This window comes from Geothrix alkalitolerans (assembly GCF_022808885.1).
Lineage (GTDB): Bacteria > Acidobacteriota > Holophagae > Holophagales > Holophagaceae > Geothrix > Geothrix alkalitolerans.
Window position 1 is genome coordinate 183,785 of record NZ_JAKZLE010000005.1, and the last position, 16,523, is coordinate 200,307.

General features: G+C 68.5%; 11 protein-coding genes. 5 read left to right on the forward strand and 6 right to left on the reverse strand.

Annotated elements, in window-relative coordinates; translation table 11 throughout:
- The first annotated feature begins 4 nt into the window (after positions 1-4).
- Complete coding sequence (locus MLJ35_RS11420) at positions 5-991, forward strand: 3'-5' exoribonuclease YhaM family protein (protein ID WP_243384450.1); 987 nt, start codon at positions 5-7, stop codon at positions 989-991.
- A 190-nt stretch (positions 992-1,181) separates the two neighbouring features.
- A complete protein-coding gene (locus MLJ35_RS11425; RefSeq protein WP_243323240.1) occupies positions 1,182-1,667 on the forward strand; it encodes a hypothetical protein in 486 nt (161 codons plus the stop codon).
- 163 nt (positions 1,668-1,830) lie between these two features.
- Here MLJ35_RS11425 and MLJ35_RS11430 read toward each other — a convergent pair whose 3' ends face one another.
- Together MLJ35_RS11430 and MLJ35_RS11435 are read right to left on the reverse strand one after the other, a co-directional pair.
- Complete coding sequence (locus tag MLJ35_RS11430) at positions 1,831-3,195, reverse strand: tetratricopeptide repeat protein (protein WP_243323242.1); 1,365 nt, start codon at positions 3,193-3,195, stop codon at positions 1,831-1,833.
- 64 nt (positions 3,196-3,259) lie between these two features.
- Positions 3,260-3,844: a uracil-DNA glycosylase gene (locus MLJ35_RS11435; RefSeq protein ID WP_243384525.1), complete on the reverse strand. Its 585-nt coding sequence runs from the start codon at positions 3,842-3,844 to the stop codon at positions 3,260-3,262.
- Positions 3,845-4,170: 326 nt separating this feature from the next.
- Here MLJ35_RS11435 and MLJ35_RS11445 point away from each other — a divergent pair, with 326 nt between their 5' ends.
- Positions 4,171-4,686: an RNA polymerase sigma factor gene (locus MLJ35_RS11445; protein ID WP_243287041.1), complete on the forward strand. Its 516-nt coding sequence runs from the start codon at positions 4,171-4,173 to the stop codon at positions 4,684-4,686.
- On the forward strand, positions 4,673-5,188 hold the full coding sequence (locus MLJ35_RS11450) for a hypothetical protein (protein WP_243384451.1): 516 nt from the start codon (positions 4,673-4,675) through the stop codon (positions 5,186-5,188). The genes MLJ35_RS11445 and MLJ35_RS11450 overlap by 14 nt, the downstream gene beginning before the upstream one ends.
- A 111-nt stretch (positions 5,189-5,299) precedes the next feature.
- Here MLJ35_RS11450 and MLJ35_RS11455 read toward each other — a convergent pair whose 3' ends face one another.
- The 4 genes from MLJ35_RS11455 to MLJ35_RS15995 form a co-directional block, all read right to left on the reverse strand.
- Positions 5,300-7,210, reverse strand: a complete 1,911-nt coding sequence (locus MLJ35_RS11455; protein ID WP_243384526.1) for a helicase-associated domain-containing protein — start codon at positions 7,208-7,210, stop codon at positions 5,300-5,302.
- 108 nt (positions 7,211-7,318) lie between these two features.
- Positions 7,319-10,519, reverse strand: a complete 3,201-nt coding sequence (locus tag MLJ35_RS11460; protein WP_243384452.1) for an IPT/TIG domain-containing protein — start codon at positions 10,517-10,519, stop codon at positions 7,319-7,321.
- A gap of 136 nt (positions 10,520-10,655) precedes the next feature.
- Positions 10,656-11,240: a hypothetical protein gene (locus tag MLJ35_RS15990; protein ID WP_275976507.1), complete on the reverse strand. Its 585-nt coding sequence runs from the start codon at positions 11,238-11,240 to the stop codon at positions 10,656-10,658.
- Positions 11,241-11,251: 11 nt separating this feature from the next.
- The gene (locus MLJ35_RS15995) at positions 11,252-14,470 is read right to left on the reverse strand and encodes a hypothetical protein (RefSeq protein ID WP_275976508.1); all 3,219 of its coding nucleotides are present in this window, start codon (positions 14,468-14,470) and stop codon (positions 11,252-11,254) included.
- Between the two features lie 190 nt (positions 14,471-14,660).
- Here MLJ35_RS15995 and MLJ35_RS11475 point away from each other — a divergent pair, with 190 nt between their 5' ends.
- Positions 14,661-16,406, forward strand: a complete 1,746-nt coding sequence (locus MLJ35_RS11475) for a DNA repair helicase XPB (RefSeq protein WP_243384453.1) — start codon at positions 14,661-14,663, stop codon at positions 16,404-16,406.
- Positions 16,407-16,523: the final 117 nt, after the last annotated feature.

Below are 16,523 nucleotides of genomic sequence, written 5' to 3' on the forward strand. Positions count from 1 at the left end.
ACCGATGTCCGACCAGCCGATCCTCCGGAGCCTGAAAGAAGGCGCGGCCTTCCAGGGCTTCCTCCTGGCCCAGGAGGCCGCCTACAAGGTGAGCGCCAAGGGCAGCGAGTACCTGGAACTCAAGCTTTCGGATGCCTCCGGCGACCTCAAGGCCTTCCTCTGGGATGTGCGGGCCATCGAAGGCGACATGGACGCGGTGCAGCCTGACGCCTTCCTCTGGGTGAAAGGCGCCGTGACCAGCTACAACGGACGCCTCCAGATGAAGCTGGACAAGGTGCGCTTCGCCGCGGACGCGGAGGTGGGCGACTTCTCCCGTTTCTTCCCTGTCAGCGCCCGCCCCGTGCCGGAGATGCTGGCCGAGCTGGACGCCCTCATCGCCTCCGTGGGGGATCCCTGGATCCGCCGCCTGCTGGAGGACCTCTTCGTGGCGGATGCGGACCTGCGGGCGGCCTTCGCCCAGGCCCCGGCGGCCAAGTCCATGCACCACGTCTTCCTGGGCGGCCTGCTGGAGCACACCCTGTCCGTGGCGGGCATGGCTGATCGCGCCTGCGCCCACTACCGGGCCTTGAACCGGGACCTGGTGCAGGCGGGCGTGCTGCTCCACGACGTGGGCAAGACGGCGGAATTGAGCTACCAGCGCAGCTTCGGCTACACGGATGCGGGCAACCTCCTGGGCCACATCGCCCTGGAAACCGACTGGATCAACCGGGCGGTGGGCAAGATCCCCGGATTTCCGGAGGACCTCCGCCTGCAGATCCTGCACATCGTCCTCTCCCACCATGGCCGGCTGGAATTCGGCTCCCCCGTGCTGCCCAAGACCCCGGAGGCCCTGCTGGTCCACTACCTGGACGACCTGGACGGCAAGCTGGAGGTGATGCTCCGGGCCACGCAGGATGAGTCGGACAGCGGGTCCTGGAGCCCCTACCACCGGGCCCTGGACCGCATGGTCTACCGGCGGCGGTGGCCGAAGGCGGACTCTGTCGAAAAGTGATCAACCTGATGAATTGGCTGGCCACTTCTGGACGCATTTGAACGGATTTGCCGCCCTGTGGGCAGGTCTGGCTCGGCAGAAGGTGAAAGGAAGTCCTGCCTATTCAGATGATGTGCTAAACCTGCCCTGATCGCGGCGCTCTGGCACGCCTCTGGCCCTATCGGAAGATCCCACCCTTCCGAGGTGCGCCATGAAGCTGTCCCGCAAGGCCAAACGCTACGACGAATCCGTGCTTCCCGGCGAATTCCAGGGCTTCGTGCCCTTCCGCCAGGCCGATGCGGAGCTGGACAGCACCCTGGAGGGGTTCCTCCGCCGGGACGACGGCGGTGTGCAGCTGGGCGAGATGGTCCTGGAGTGCCACGCGCCCAAGCGCCTCAGCTTCGCCAAGCTGAAGACGAAGGCCGAGATGCTCTCCGAGAAGGTGGACTACCTGAAGGAGCGTCTGGAGATCGTGGACCATGACCGCCGGGGGATGTACATCCAGCTCCGCAGCCTGCCGCCCTACAAGGACGACACCCAGATCCAGTTCAACGAGATCAGCCTCGGCAAGAACAAGGTGGTGGTGAAGCGCATCGCCTTCTTCCGCAAGGAGGAGGTGAAGCAGCAGGTGCCCCTCAACCTCTCCGAGCTGGAGCTCAAGCGGCTCCTGTTCGATATTCGACAGGCGATTGCATAGGGAGCTATCAGCTGTCGGCTCTCAGCTTCCAGTGAACGGGGCGCCGAAGGGCGCCCCGTTTGCTGATGGCTGATTGCCAGGCAGGGTGGCCAACCTGGATGTGATGCTCTACTCGACGGGTCCCGGCATGTGACGCTGCACTGCAGCGTCACATGCCCACCCGTCAGAGCATCGCCATCCAGCTGCCACTTTCCCCTCGGACCGGGTTCTCGGGCAGGTCGCTCTCCTTGAACAGGAAGTGGCTGCTGTTCCAGCTCCCGCAGCTGTCGCAGCGATCCACGTAGTCCTGGGTCTTGTGGCCGCAGACGGCGCACTCGAAGCGGAACTTGAGGACGCCCAGGTTCCGCAGCAGCTGGCGGTACTCGTTCAGGGCGGCATCCAGGCGTGCGCGCCGGCTGTGGATCTTGGCCATGAAGAAGAACAGGATCGGGCTGTAGACCACCTGGCTGCGCACCTCCTGGAACAGGTCCAGGGCCTCGTCCAGGATCTCCAGGCGGTAGAGCATCTTGCCCAGGAAGAACTTGGCCGTGGTGGCGTGCTTGGAGGTGGCGGCCACCTTGCGCATGACGGCCAGGCCGTCTTCGGGCCGGCCCAGCTGGATGAAGTAGTCCTCGATCTCCTGGAGGAAGGTGCCCTCGCCGGTCTTGCGGAAGCCCTCCAGCCAGATCTCGAGACCCTGGGCCTCCTGGTCCTGGAGGATCATGCAGCGGCCGAGGCTGAGGTAGGCGGGCACGAAGTCCGGCTCGTCCTTGATGACCTGCTGGAAGATCTGGGCGGCATCCTTGAACTGGTCCGCCTCGACCTTGGCCAGGCCGGCCTGGTAGGCCAGGGCCGAGCCCTGTGCCTTCTCGCCCTGGGTGAGCTCCGCGGGGAAGTTCGCCTGCAGCTTCTTGTGGGTCTCCACCGCCTCGTCCCAGCGCTGGGCGTCCATGTGGATGGCCCGCATGCGCCGCAGCGCGCGCAGGGCCTTCTTGGGGTCGTCGGAGGCCAGCTTCTTCAGGACGCCCAGGGCCGCCTCGGGATTCCGCACGGCCATCAGGGCCTCGGCCAGCTGGTAGCGGGCCTCCACCAGATCGTGATCCTCCTCGCAGAGAGCCCGGAAGAGCGTCACCGCCTCTTCGGGGTGGCCCGTCTTCAGGAGCACGTCGCCCATCAGCATGCGGGCCGGCACGTGTTCCTTGCGCTGCTCCAGGATGCCCTCGAGGATCGTCTTCGCCTCACGCGGCAGGCCGTGGGCCACGAGGTCGCGGGCGTCCTGCACGCGCTCCGAGATCCGCTTCACCAGGCGGGTGTCGGCCGATTCGCTCAGACCGCGGATCAGGCGCACCAGCTCCATGATGCCGGTGTAGAGCACGTTCAGCAGGAACCCCAGCAGGAAGGCCAGGAGGATCACGCTCTGGATCTTGATGTCCTCGCCGAAGATGACCACTTCGCGCACCAGCAGGTCGTGGTTCGTGAGGTACAGGTTGCCCAGCACGAAGAGCACGAAGGCCAGGAGCACGAAGAAGAACACGTTCACAAGACGCATGGGCCGACCTCGAAAGCTGGGCCTAGCATGACACAGGTGGGGATGGGCTCTCAGCTGAGAGCTATCAGCTGTCAGCCTTGTCCACCCACTCCTTCGCCGCCTTGAGGTCCTCCCACACGGCGCGGCGCACATCCTGGGTGTACTGGCGCAGCACGTAGGCGGGGTGGAAGGTGGGCATGACGGGGATCTCTCGGTCGCCCACCCGCACGCGCTTCCACTGGCCGCGCACGCGGGTGATGCCCTCGCTGACGCCCACCAGCTCACGCAGGGGCGTGGCGCCCAGGGTGACGATCACGGCGGGCCGGATCAGCTCGATCTGGCGGTGCAGGTAGCCCAGGCAGGCTCGGGCCTCGTCGGGGGCGGGCGTGCGGTTGTCCGGGGGGCGGCACTTCACCACGTTGGCGATGTAGGCGTCCTCGCGCTTCAACCCGATGGCGCCGATCATCTTGTCCAGCAGCTCGCCGGCCTTGCCCACGAAGGGGCGGCCCTGCAGGTCTTCGTCCCGGCCTGGGCCCTCGCCCACGAACATGAGCCGGGCCTTGGGGTCCCCCTCGCCGAACACGAACTTCAGGCGCCCCGGGCCCAGGGGGCAGGCGAGGCAGCCCTGGATGGCCCGCTCCAGGTCCGCCAGGGAGGCTGCGGTGGCCACGGCCTCCGGGGGCGGGCAGCCGATGGGGTCCGTGGGGCGGACATAAGGTGCCGAGGAGGTCGCCGACGGGGCCCCGGGCCGGGGAGAGGCCGCAGCCGGCGGCGGGGTCGGGCGGGAGACAGGGCGAGGCCCCGGGTGGGGGGCCGGGCGCGACACTTGGGTGGCGGGGATCGGCTCCGGGGCGGCCATCGGCTCTCGGACGAGGCCCATCACACCCAGGTCCTCCAGGGTGTCGCGCCAGGCTTGAAGCGGGTGGTCCGTCACCCTTTCAGCCTAGCCCGGAACCTCGCCTGCGGTTCGGGCATCCTAGGGTGTCGGAGCCCCGCATGGAGCAGTCCCCCCAGGAAACCCCGTTCGGCAGCGAGGAGGCCTTTCATGGCGCCTTCGCGGAGCTCTATCCCCGGCTGGTGAGCTATGCCCGTCGCTACGGGGCGGTCTTTCCCGAGGACATCGCCCAGGAGGCCTTCGTCATCCTCATGCAGCGGGAGGAGCGCGTGGAGCATCCCACCGCCTTCCTGTATGGCACCGTCCGCACCCTGTCTCTCACCGAGCGCCGCCCCATGAAGAACCAGAATCTCAGTCTGGAGGCTGTATCCGAGCCCGGCCTGGCCGGCGGCGCGGACGACCTGGTGCTGAACCAGGAAGTCCGGGAGCGGATGCGCCTGCTTTCTCCCACCTTCCGCGAGGCCCTCTGGCTCTTCGTGGTGGAGGGCCTGTCCATCCGGGAGATCGCGGACATCCTCGGCATTCCCGAGGCCACCGTGAAGACCCGCATCCACCGGGCCAAGGCCCAACTCAAAGATCAGCTCAACCCCTCTGGAGGCGTGCATGTCCTGGTCTGATCCCGCCCGGCGTTTCGAACCTGCCGAGGATGTCCAGTTGCGGGCGGAACTCCGCGACCTTTTGGGCCTTGGGCCCGTCGTCGCCAGCGCCCCCGCGGCCCCCACCGCCGAGCTGACCGCCCTGGCCAGCGACCTGCGCCGGGAGGCCCAGCGCCGCCGCCGCACCGAGCGCAAGCGACCCACCTGGGGCCTGCTGGCCGCCGCGGCCCTGCCCCTGCTGGCGGTCCTGACCGGCCTGGGCGCCTGGGGTTTCCAGCAGAAGCAGCGGGCCGACGGGCTCGCGCTCCAGGCCCAGCGCCAGGAGCAGGAGATGGCCCGCATGGCCGCCACCCACGCCGTCGAGGTGGCCCGGGAGCGGCAGGCCAAGGAGGAAGTCCAGCAGCAGCTTCAGTTGGCCTCGAAGCAGGGGGGCCGGAAGACCGAGCCCTACCTGGTTATCCCTGTGGAGAAGCCCCTGAGGTTCCAGGCCGACGACTACCAGCGGGTGAAGGGCAAGCCCTAGCCGGAGCCGCAGTACCGAGTCGGTGGACATGGGAAAAGAGAAGAGCCGGCTTTGCCGGCTCTTCTCTTGGGGGGCCGGGGGTGTTCGCGACGCGAGGGACCCCGGAGAGCATTATCCTGCCTGGCTGTGGTTCGCCGGGGTCCAGCCGCGCTCGTTGAGGAGCTTCACGCCCTGGATGCGGGTGAGGCGGAAGGCCATCTCTTCCTGGTGGAGGTGGCAGAAGGCCAGCAGGTGGTCCTCCTGGATGGTGCGGGGCGAGACCCGCCGCAGCTGCGTGCGGTGGGCCGCCGGGGGCAGGTAGGTCAGCTCCACCATGAGCGTGTGGCCAGCCGCGTACTCGAGGATGCGCTGCACCTCCTCGGCCAGCTGGTCCTCGCCGCCCAGGTGCAGCATGGGGATGCGCCGCTGCACTTCCTGGTAGAGGGCCGGGTCCTCGTCGTGGAGCTTCTGCAGGGCCGAGCGCACCATCTGCTGCACGGGCTCCAGGTGGTGGTTCATGCCCTTCTCGTCCACGAAGGCCAGGGCGGCCAGGGCCCAGAGGTAGAACTTCTCGTCCCCGTCCACGCTCAAGGCCAGGAAGCGGCCGGGCTTGGGCATGAAGCCCGCCTGCTTAAGCAGGGCATGGGCGTTGCCGTCGCCGCGCACCTCGAGCACCGTCTCGGACAGCGAGGCCAGCTTGAGCGGGGCCAGCTCGGGGCGCAGCTTCAGCTCGTCCGCCAGGTGCGATGTGCGGGCCCGCACGAGGCGCACGCCCTGGTGCACTTCCACCTCGCCCACGCGGCGGGAGAGATCCTCCAGCAGCTGGAGCAGGGGCTGGGGCAGGGTCTGGGTGGAGGCGCCCAGGCGGCGGCCCAGCTCCTCCAGCGGCACGCCGGCATCCAGGGCGCGCACCAGGGTGGCGTGGGCCACGCGGAAGGTGCCCATGGCGTCCAGGGCCTCCACGTCGGCCAGCTGGGCCAGGTGGAGCAGGCGGTGGGGATTCTGGAGCAGGGGCGTCAGCAGCTCGAGGGTGGGCTGGAGGATCATGGGCTGATCGATCTCCAGCGGCTGCCAGTGGGCGGCGGTGCCCTTGAGGTCGCGCAGCAGGTACTCGTGGGCCAGGGCTTCGCCATGCTCTGTGAGGCGCAGGTGCGCGAAGCCTTCGTCGCCCTGGATGATGCCCATGCGCCCCAGGAAGGGCAGGAACACCGCGCGGGTGCGCTCCTCGTCCAGGGGATGGAGGGTCTTGAGGAAGGCGAGGAAGGGCTGGACGGCCAGGGCCTGGCCCCGGCGTTCCAGCAGGTGCTGCATGAGGAAGTGGCGGTCCTCCGCCGGGGGCATGCCCCAGGCCTTGAGGTCGTGCTCCAGGAGGCTGGCGAAGGCGCGCTCGGCCACCCAGCGGGGCGGATGGCTGGTCACCGCGGGCAGCAGGGTCTCCACGCGGCCCTCGCGGCTCCACAGCAGGCCCAGGCGATGCAGCAGGGTGAAGAGCAGCGTGGCGTCCTGCTCCTCGTGCAGCATGGCGTTGCGCTGCATGAGCTGGCTCAGCTCCTTCTTGGCGGGGAGCCCGCCCTTCAGCACGCGCAGGCCCGCCACGCAGCGCAGGAGCACGCTGGTGAGGGCCAGGGAGAACCGGAACGGCTCCGCGGGCCGCAGCTTCACGGCATCCGGGGCCTGGAAGTTCAGGGCGCCATCGTCGAAGTCGTCGAGGGCATCGGCCACGCGCTCGGCCACGGCCCAGTCCTCCCCATCGGGAAGGATCAGCCCGAGGGCGTGAAGGGACTCGACAACCGGCGGGGCAGGCATGACCCCCTCGCCGGCCAGATGTTTGAGGGCCACCAGGGACCCGCTGTCCAGGTCCGCGAGGGTGTCCGCCAGGCGCTTGTGATCCTCCAGGTGGAACACCATGGTCTTGAGCAACCGCACGCGGCCCTCGGCCTCATCCTCCCAGCGGAGGGGGATGGGCAGGCGGCGTCGCTCACAGATGGTCCTGAGCTGCTCGTCCGAGCAGTTCGAGAGGAGCTGGTAGTGGGTAAGCGCCATGGACACCTGAATACAGATGATCCTCCAGTGTCCCACGGAACCCTTGCACGCTCACGCGGAAAAAATGTCCGCCACGCTGGATGGTTTTCCCGCGTGAGCGCAGACGCCCTATTCGGGAGCCTTGAGGTGGAGCGTCCGCCCCGCCACGCCATCGCTGAGGACCAGGTCGAACCGCTTCGACCGGGTCGCGAAGGTCTGGCGGCCTCCCGAGAGGATGGCGACGACTTCGCCGGAATCCGCGTCCCGGACCAGGATGGCCGGATGGACCGACACATCCCAGGTGACCTGCACCTTCCCGTTCTGCAAGCGCTGGAATTCGGGCGCCGGAGCCTCGGCGGAGGTGGCGCGGAGGTTGGCGAGGATCCTGCCCTCCTTCACCATCCGCAACCCGGTGATGGCGTCCAGGGTGGCCGCTTCGAGCGGCAGCGCCATGACGAAGTGCCGCTCCCGGCCCTTGGGCCAGCAGCCGAGATCCGTCAACTCCACGGGCGTGGTGAAGACCGTCTGGTTCTTCCGGTCCACGCATTCCAGCGCGTAGTCCCCCGAGCGGGGCGCGGCAGTGGGAAGCGACCGGGTGCGGAAGGCCGGGAGGAGATCGACCTGCCCGTCCGCGTGGACGATTCCCCGGACGATCAGGCACTCGCGGGCCGTGGACTGGGCCTGGGGAAGCGGGGCATCCTCGTCGGTGCTCCTGATGAGGCCCCCAGGGCCGCTCCTGAAGTCGAGGATCTTCTTGTAGACGTAGTCGCTGACCCAGTTCGGCGAGCAGTAGCCCATGATGTCCTTGTAGGTCGTCGGGGACTTCAGCAGGCCCGCCGTGGTGTCGTAGCCCCAGACGCCAATGGCCCCGCCCGCATAGGGGTAGTCCGGATCGGCGTCGGCGGCGCTGCCGCAGGGGCTGTGGTGGCGGCCCATGTTATGGCCGGTCTCGTGGGCGAACACCTCGGGGAAGTTGCCCCCGTCCTGGTAGCCGGTCTTGTCCCACCCGATGGCGGTGCGGTACTGGAAGGGGCTGCCGGCGTAAGGCACCCACCCGACGCCGGCCGTGCCGGATCCGTAGGTGACATCCAAGGCGCCGAAGTAGTAGCGGTCGCTGACGCCGTCAGCCAGGTGCTTGGCCGTGAGCTCGCTGAGCAGCGTGTCCCAGCCGGTGCCATCCTCCTTGAGGGTCACCGAGGACGTGAAGGTGGGGCCCACGGCGACGTCCACGCCGGCCACGGGATACATCTTGGCCAGCCGGGCGACCCACGTGGCCTTGTTGGCCTCGGTGATGTTCCCGGTGCCGGTGGAAAGCGCGACCGGAAAGATGGTGGTCCGGAAAATGGGGACGGCGATCCCGCTGAAGCTGCGCACCTGCGTGTTGTTGGATTCGTCGGCCTCGGGGATGGCTCCGGCGGGATCCACCTCGGCGCTGATCAGGTAGACACCGTTGGGTCCCGTGGTGGTGAGGTCCGTCCCGGGAACGACCAGGTTCCAGCTGGAGGTGAGGCTGGATTCATCCAGCGTGGTGGGGACGCTGGTTCGGGCGGGCGCGACGACTTTCGGATAGCCCGGGACGGCCACCGCGTTGCTGTCCATGATCGAGATCTTCACGGAGGGGGCCGCGGTGTTGGCCTGGTTGGCCAGCACGAAGACTCGGATGAGGGCATCCTTGCCGGCCACGATGGGGACGGATCCGTTCAGGTCCTGAGTGCTCTGGGTGAGCTGCACGGCCTCCACGTGGAGGTCGAGGGTGGTGCTGGCGGTGTTGACCGCGAAGGGCCGCGTGACTGTCCCGCCCGGGGTGCTGATGACGAGGTTGCCGCTCGCGGCGCCGGCAGGCACCGTGAACGTGATCTGGGCGGGACTGAGGCTGGTGGGCTGGATGGTCTGGCCGCTCAAGGTCAGCGTGGTGCCCGGATAGCCCAGGTAGCTGCCCGTGATGACCACCGGCGTCCCGACCGGGCCTTGGGTCGGGTTCATGCCGGTGACGGTCGGCGCGCCATAGACCACCGAGAACGGCTGGGCGGAGGCGCCCGTGCCCTGGGCATTGGTGATGAGGATGGGCGCGCTTCCGACGGCGGCATTGGTCGGCACCCCGGCGGTCAGGCTCGTCCCGTCCGTGAGCGTCGGGACCACGCTGGCGCCCCCGATGGACACGCCCGTCACGCTGAAGAAGTTCATGCCCGAGATCTGGACCGTCGCTTCTCCGGGGACCCCGGAGGTGGGCGTGAAGCTGGAGATGATGGGGGCGAGATCCGCGCCCGGCGCCTCGATATCGGCCACCACGTCGTCCAGGAGGAAGCTGGTGGCCCGCTGGGAATCCTCCTGGCTCTTGAAGGACAGGCGGAGGATCCGGCCCCTGTAGGGGAGCAGGTCCACGGTATAGGCCTTGTAGTCCGACGCGTCCAGGTTCGACTTGGTGAGCAGGGTTCCCAGGAAGCTGCCCGAGGCATCCATCGCCTCCACGAAGACATAGTCCTTGGCTCCGCCCGCGCTCGGCTCGGCTGTGACGATCTTCATGTAGAAGGTGGCGGTGGCGCCCAGAGCCGACTGCGGGACATAGAGATCCTGGGTGATCCGATCCGATTGCACAGCCCCGTATCCGCCCAGCCAGGAGAACTGGGTGCCGCCGTGGGGCACCACCTCGGGCTGGCTGCTCGACGCGCCCTGAATCGTGCCAGTGTCCCCCTTCCAGATGACGGGGGAGGCCTGCTCGAAGCCTGTATTCATGAGCACCTGGACCTTGCTGCTCAAGGCGTACGGGGTGGCGGAAGTGGCGGTGCCGCCCGGGGTCGTGACCGTCAGAAAGCCCGCGGTCAGCCCGGAGGGTGCGGTGGCCCAGATGCGGCTATCGCTGCTGACGGTGAAGGCGGCGGCGTCCAGGCCGTTGAACTGGACTCGGGAAGCGCCCACGAAGTGCGCGCCCGTCAGCGTCACCACGGTGCCCGCCTGGAGGCCGGAGGGTGTGAACGAGGTGATGGTGGGGGTCTGGAACGCGTCGACCGTGAAGGCTGGCGAGGTGGCCGAGCCGTTGGCCGTGGTGATCCTGATGGTTCCGGTCGTCGCATCGCCGGGCACCACCGCATCGATCTCGGCGGCGCTCACCACCTGGTAGGAGAACGCCGGGCGGCCGTTGAAGGAAACGGCCGTGGCCCCCAGGAGGTTGGCTCCGGAGAGAGCCACCGTGGTTCCGGGGCTGCCATGGCTGGGATTGACGCCGCTGATGGAGGGTCCCGCGGGCGGCGGGGTGGAGGAGCCGCCCCCGCCTCCGCAGGCCAGGACGACGGCCAGGGCCAGGAAGCAGGTGCATCGGGCGAGCAGATCCATGGCGGCTCCAGTGCCAAGGCCTCGCGGATTCGGGTTGGCTGGGTCCGGGAGAACCGTGGGGTGATTCGGTTACTGCGTAAGTTGATGCATGAGGCACCTATGATACACGCAGTCGGATCGAGGGCCTCACATCCCTCTACTGGGCAGCGAGGGTCCCCACGGTCACGGTGATGGGGACTACGATGGCTCCGGTCCCGTCGATCATCTGGCACTTGGCGCTGTCGGCGCCGAGGGAGACGGCTCCCGGGGGCTGGGAGGCCCGGAGGTCCAGGGCCACCCGCAGCAGGGGAGCGTTCAGGGAGGCGGGGTTGGCGATGCCCTTCTGCGCCGCGGTGACCTGGAGGGCCCCGCCAGAGACTTTGCCCTTGAGAATCTGGGGGGAGGCCCCGAGGCTGAAGGCCGTTCCGTTCTGGACGAAGGTGTTGGCGGGGTCGCCGGCGGCCACATTGGCCCAGGCCGCCCGGGTGGCATCGGCACTGAACGTGGCGGTGACGCCGGTGCCCGTGGTGGAGGCGGGCCCCACCAGGTCGAGCACGAGGTGGGTGGCCGAGGAGAGAGCCACGTTCTTCTTGAGCAGGTAGGTGCCGGTGGTCGGATCCGTGTAGGCCAGGCTGGTGGCGGTGGTCGGGGCGGAGGAGCCGCCGCCCCCACCGCCGCAGGCAAGCAGGGCCATCAGCGCCAAGGCAGCGGAACCGGAGAGGAGCTTGGTCATCGGGATCATGGGCTTCTCCATCACAGACCGCCGAGGAGGATCGCGAGGTCCTTGTCATCCACCGTCCCATCGCCATTCAGGTCGCAGGTGGGGTTGGTGGTGCCGTAGAACTTGGCGAAGAAGAGCAGGTCCCGCAGATCCGCCACACCGTCGCCGTTCAGGTCCAGCGACTTCACCGTGACCGATGCGGTCCCTGAAGCGGTGCCCGGCCAGATGCTGGTGGCGGTGATGGTGTAGGTCCCGGCAGCGGCTGGGGCCGTGTAGACGCCGCCGGCCGTGATGGTCCCTCCGTTGGCGGACCAGCTGACTCCCTGGCTCGGGGCGTTCGTCACCGTCGCGGTGAAGGTGGCCGTCCCGCCGGTCAGGAGGGATGCCGTGGCAGGGGAGACGGATACGGTCACCGACGCGGGGTTGTACACCGACACGGTGGCGGAGGCAGAGGCGGAGGGGACTTCGCTGCTCGCGGCGGTGACCGTGTAGACCCCGAGCGCGGCCGGGGCCGTGTAGGTGGTGGCGCTTCCGCTGGCGGTCTGGGCGGGGCTGAGGCTGCCGCCCCCGGCGGACACGGTCCAGTTCACCTTGTTGTCGGTGGCGTAGTTGGTTACGGTGGCGGTGAAGGTCGTGCTGGCGGAGGGGTTCACCTGGGCCGTGCTCCTGTCCAGCGACACGCTGACCTGGGCGGCCTGCAGCTCCCACACCCCGCGACCGAAGGTGGCGGCGCGGAGGAAGCTGCCATCCGGAGCGATGTAGAGGTCCTGGGTGGCGACGAGGGGCAGGTTGCTGCCGAACCGGCTCCAGGTGGCGCCCCCATCGCTGGTCATGTAGACACCGAAATCTGTGCCCACGTAAACCTTGTTGGCCACCAGGGGATCGGCCTTCACCACGTGGACCGGGATGCCGAAGGGGAAGCCGTTGCTGGCGGTCGGGCTGCCGTCGATGGCCGTCCAGCTGCCTCCGCCGTTGGTGCTCTTCCACAGGTGGTTGGCGGTGCTGCTGGGGGCCACCGATCCCACGTACACCGTCGTGGGCGCGGTGCGGTCGAACTCGATGCAGCTGAGGTAGGACGCGCTCCCCGGAAGGGCCCCGCCCTTGGTCCAGGAGCTGCCGCCGCTGGACGTCAGGTAGACCCGCGACTGGTTGGCCGCGATGCCCAGCGTGTTCGGATCGCTGGCGGAGGCCGCCAGGTTGCGGATGAACAGCTCCGTCGTCGAGGTGGTGGAGGACATGTCCAGCGGCGCCGGAAGGCCGCCGGTGCCTATGGCGACCCAGCTGGCTCCGAAGCTGGTGCTCAGGTAGACCTTCCCGTTGGTGGAGGTGTAGACCGCCGCCGGCCGGGCCGCGTCGCCGGGCGCCAGCTTGGGGGCGAAGGGCGCGAGGTCCTTGTTGTTCGCCTCAGTGATGCCCGAGATGGACTCGCTGAAGGATCCGCCACCGTTGGTGCTCCGGTAGATGTCGGTGTAGTAGATGCTGCCGAGCACCTGGGTGCCGTCCGTCGGATGGAAGAGGGTGGCGAACCCGTCGCCGCCGATCTCATCCTCGAAGGTCCCTTCCGTCCCGGTGAGGGTGCCGCCGGAGGCCGCCGGCTGGCGCAGGCGGGTTCCGTTGTCCTGCATGCCCAGGGAGATCCGCCACTTCGAATCCGAGGGGCTGAGGGCGGCGGTGGAACCCACGTTGTAGACCAGGTGCGAAGCCAGGCCCTTGTTGCGCCGGTTGTCGAGGAAGGAGGTGTCGAAGGAGGCGGTGGGGATGGTCACCCGGAAGGGGTCCCGCACCACGGCCAGGCCCCCGTCGTTGCCCACGTAGAGCGTGGCCCCGTTGGGCGACCAGGCGGTGGCGTGGAAGTCCGCGTGGGCGTAGACGTGGCCGCTGCCGAACCAGTGGGTCAGCTGGACCCAGCTCAGGCCGCCGTCCACCGAGCGGTAGAGGGCGAGGTTGGCCCCCACGAAGAGCCGCGAGGGGTTGTTGGGATCCACCGCCAGCCCGTGGTTGTACCAGCCCTGGCCGCCGTCACTGCCCATCTGGGGGCCCGAGCCCTGGAAGAGGCCGCCGCTCGCGGTGGGAGCCGCCAGCCAGGTCCAGGTCACGCCCTTGTCGATGCTCTTGAGGACGCCCCGGGCCACGGTCGTACTGCTGCTGTTGGTGGTGGTGTCTTCCAGGATGGCGTAGGCCGTCGTGCCGTCCCCCGCGGCCCGGATGGTGATGCGGCCGGGCGTGAAGGTGAGGCTGGGCAGGGTGGCCGCGGTCCAGGAGGCGCCGGCATTGGTGGAGTAGTGGATGCTGGCGGTGCTGGTGGAGCCGCTGGTGACCTCCAGGGAGCAGAGGAGGTCGGTGGCCGTCACCTTCTGGAGGGACCAGACCTGCCCGGTGGCCGGGCCACCCGTGGCCGCGACGAAGGTGGCTCCCCCGTCGGTGGAGATCCGGAGGCCGGCGTTCGTCGCCCAGAGGATCCGGCTGGCGTCCAGGGGGAGGATGGCGTAGGAGCGGGTGGCAGTGCCGAGGCTGCTCAGGGGGGCGGCGGTCCAGGTAGCGCCGCCGTCCGTGGTCTTGAAGAAGCCGCGGCCTTCGGCATCGAAGAAGTCGCCGGCCCCCATGTAGAGGGTATTCGGGTCCACGGGGCTCATGGCCAGGGCGCCCACGGAGACGTTGCCCCCGCTGCTGCTGGTGGGGAGGGCGTCCGTGACCGAGTACCAGGTCCAGTCCGTGGTGGAGGCCGGATCCGCGTTGTCGCAGCGGAACACGCCGCCGCCGCTGGTGGCCAGGTAGAGGGTGGGGGCCGTCGGATGGGCCACGATGGCCACGGGGCGCCCGCTGTCGATGTCGGGCGTGGTGCTGGTGAGCTGCGAGAAGGGACCCAGGTTCGTCCAGACGCCTCCGATGCCCGCCGGCCCGGTCGCCAGGGCTGCGGGGGGGGTGCCGGCGAGCGACTGGGCGAGAGGCTGGGCGAGAGGCTGGGCGAGCGGCCCCGCGCCCTGGAAGCGCCGTGGCGCCCAGAGGCGGGTCTGCTGCTCGGCGACCTGATTCTTGTAGTCCAGGTAGGCCGGGCTGGCCTTTCCTCCGAACCAGAAAAGGTTCCATTCCCGTCGCAGGTCGGCCCGGTCGTGCCCGCCGAGGGCGTGGGGGCTCCGGCGATAGGGCAGGTCCAGGCGACGCTGTCCGGGGTTCCCCTCCTGGGCGGCGAGTCCCGACAAGGAAGCCGATAACAAGAGGAGAGCGAGAAACTTGGTCGCCCGGTGGTTCATGACGTCTCCAGGAAGGACCCCCGGGGCCGCATTGGAAACGAGATCGGGGGCCTGGGGGATCCCAAACTATACGACAGTCAAAGGCCCGAGCCAGTTGGCTTTTGGCAACCCCGCCAAGGTCTTCTCCGCTGCCTCACGTTGACCCTGTCGCCCGGGGCCCCTAGGCTGGAGGTTTGGGTCTGCCGCCACCGTGATCGCCCTCCGTCCCGACAATCCCCTGATCGTCCAGAGCGATCGCACCCTGCTGCTCGAGGTGGCCCACCCGGCCTTCGAGCAGGTGCGAGACGAACTGGCACGGTTCGCGGAACTGGTGAAGAGCCCCGAGCACATCCACACCTATCGCATCACCCCGCTGAGCCTGTGGAACGCCTCCGCCTCCGGCGTGGCCTGCCAGGACATGATCGAGACGCTGAACACCTGGTCCAAGTACCCGGTGCCCCAGAACCTGCTGCAGGAGATCGAGGACCACGGCACGCGCTACGGCAAGCTGCGGCTGGTGGCCAAGGGCGACCGCCTAGCTCTGGAGATGGACGACCGGGGTCTCTTCTGGGAGCTGGAGAACCAGAAGTCGCTGCAGGGGATGCTGGCGGAGCCCTACCCGGACGAGAAGGGCATCTTCCTCCAGACGGGGATGCGCGGCGAGGCCAAGCTCCAGCTCATCCGCCTGGGCCATCCCGTGCAGGACATGGCCGGCTACAAGCCCGGCGACCCGCTGCCCTTCGAGCTGTCGCCCACCACCAAGCAGAACGGCAAGCCCTTCGGCCTGCGCCACTACCAGCAGGCCGCCGTGGACGTCTTCCACGCCGGCGGCGGGCCCGACGGCGGCGCGGGCGTGCTGGTGCTCCCCTGCGGAGCCGGCAAGACCGTCATCGGCATCGGCTGCATGGGCAGCCTCCAGACCCACACCCTGGTGCTCACCACCAACGGCACCGCCGTGAAGCAGTGGAAGCAGGAGCTGCTGGACAAGACCAGCCTCACGGAAGACCAGGTGGGCCTCTACACGGGCGACACCAAGGAGATCAAGCCCGTCACCATCGCCACCTACCAGATCCTCACCTACCGCAAGAGCAAGACCGGCCCCTTCGAGCACTTCAAGCTCTTCGAGGCCGCCAACTGGGGTCTGGTGATCTACGACGAGGTGCACATGCTGCCCGCGCCGGTGTTCCGGGCGGTGGCCGAACTCCAGGCCAAGCGGCGCCTGGGCCTCACGGCCACCCTGGTGCGCGAGGACGGCAAGGAGGAGGACGTCTTCAGCCTCATCGGCCCCAAGCGCGTGGACGTGCCCTGGAAGATGCTGGAGAAGGACGGCTTCATCGCCACGGCGCACTGCCTGGAGATCCGCGTTCCCCTGCCCACGGACGAGCGCATGGAGTACGCCGTGGCGGACCAGCGCCAGCGCTTCCGCATCGCCTCGGAGAACAGCCTGAAGCTGGCGGTCATGGACGAGTTGCTGGCGGGTCACCCCAACGACAGCATCCTCGTCATCGGCCAATACCTGGAGCAGCTCCGCATCATCGGAGAGCGCCTGAATGCGCCGGTACTCACGGGGCAGACGCCGGAGAAGGAGCGGGAGGTGCTCTTCCGCCGCTTCCGCGAGGGCGACCTCCGGGTGCTCATCGTGAGCAAGGTGGCCAACTTCGCCATCGACCTGCCGGACGCCAGCGTGGCCATCCAGGTGAGCGGCACCTTCGGCTCGCGGCAGGAGGAGGCCCAGCGCCTGGGCCGCATCCTGCGCCCCAAGGGTGACCGCAACGTAAGCTACTTCTACTCGCTCATCAGCCGCGACACCACGGAGCAGGAATTTGCGCGGAACCGCCAGCTCTTCCTCACGGAGCAGGGCTACCGCTACCTCATCGAGAGCCGGCACTTCGACGAAACAGGGCGGCTGAGCGAACCCGCCGTGTGGAAGCGGCTGCTGGAAGAAACCGCAGGCTAAGTGAAAGAAGGGCAATAAGCGGAGGACTGTGGAGGAGCGGAGGAGAGCGGAGAAAAGATTGGCTTTTCCTCTGCTCTCCCCCGCTCCTCCGCCAACCTCCGCTGCTGGAAATCTTTT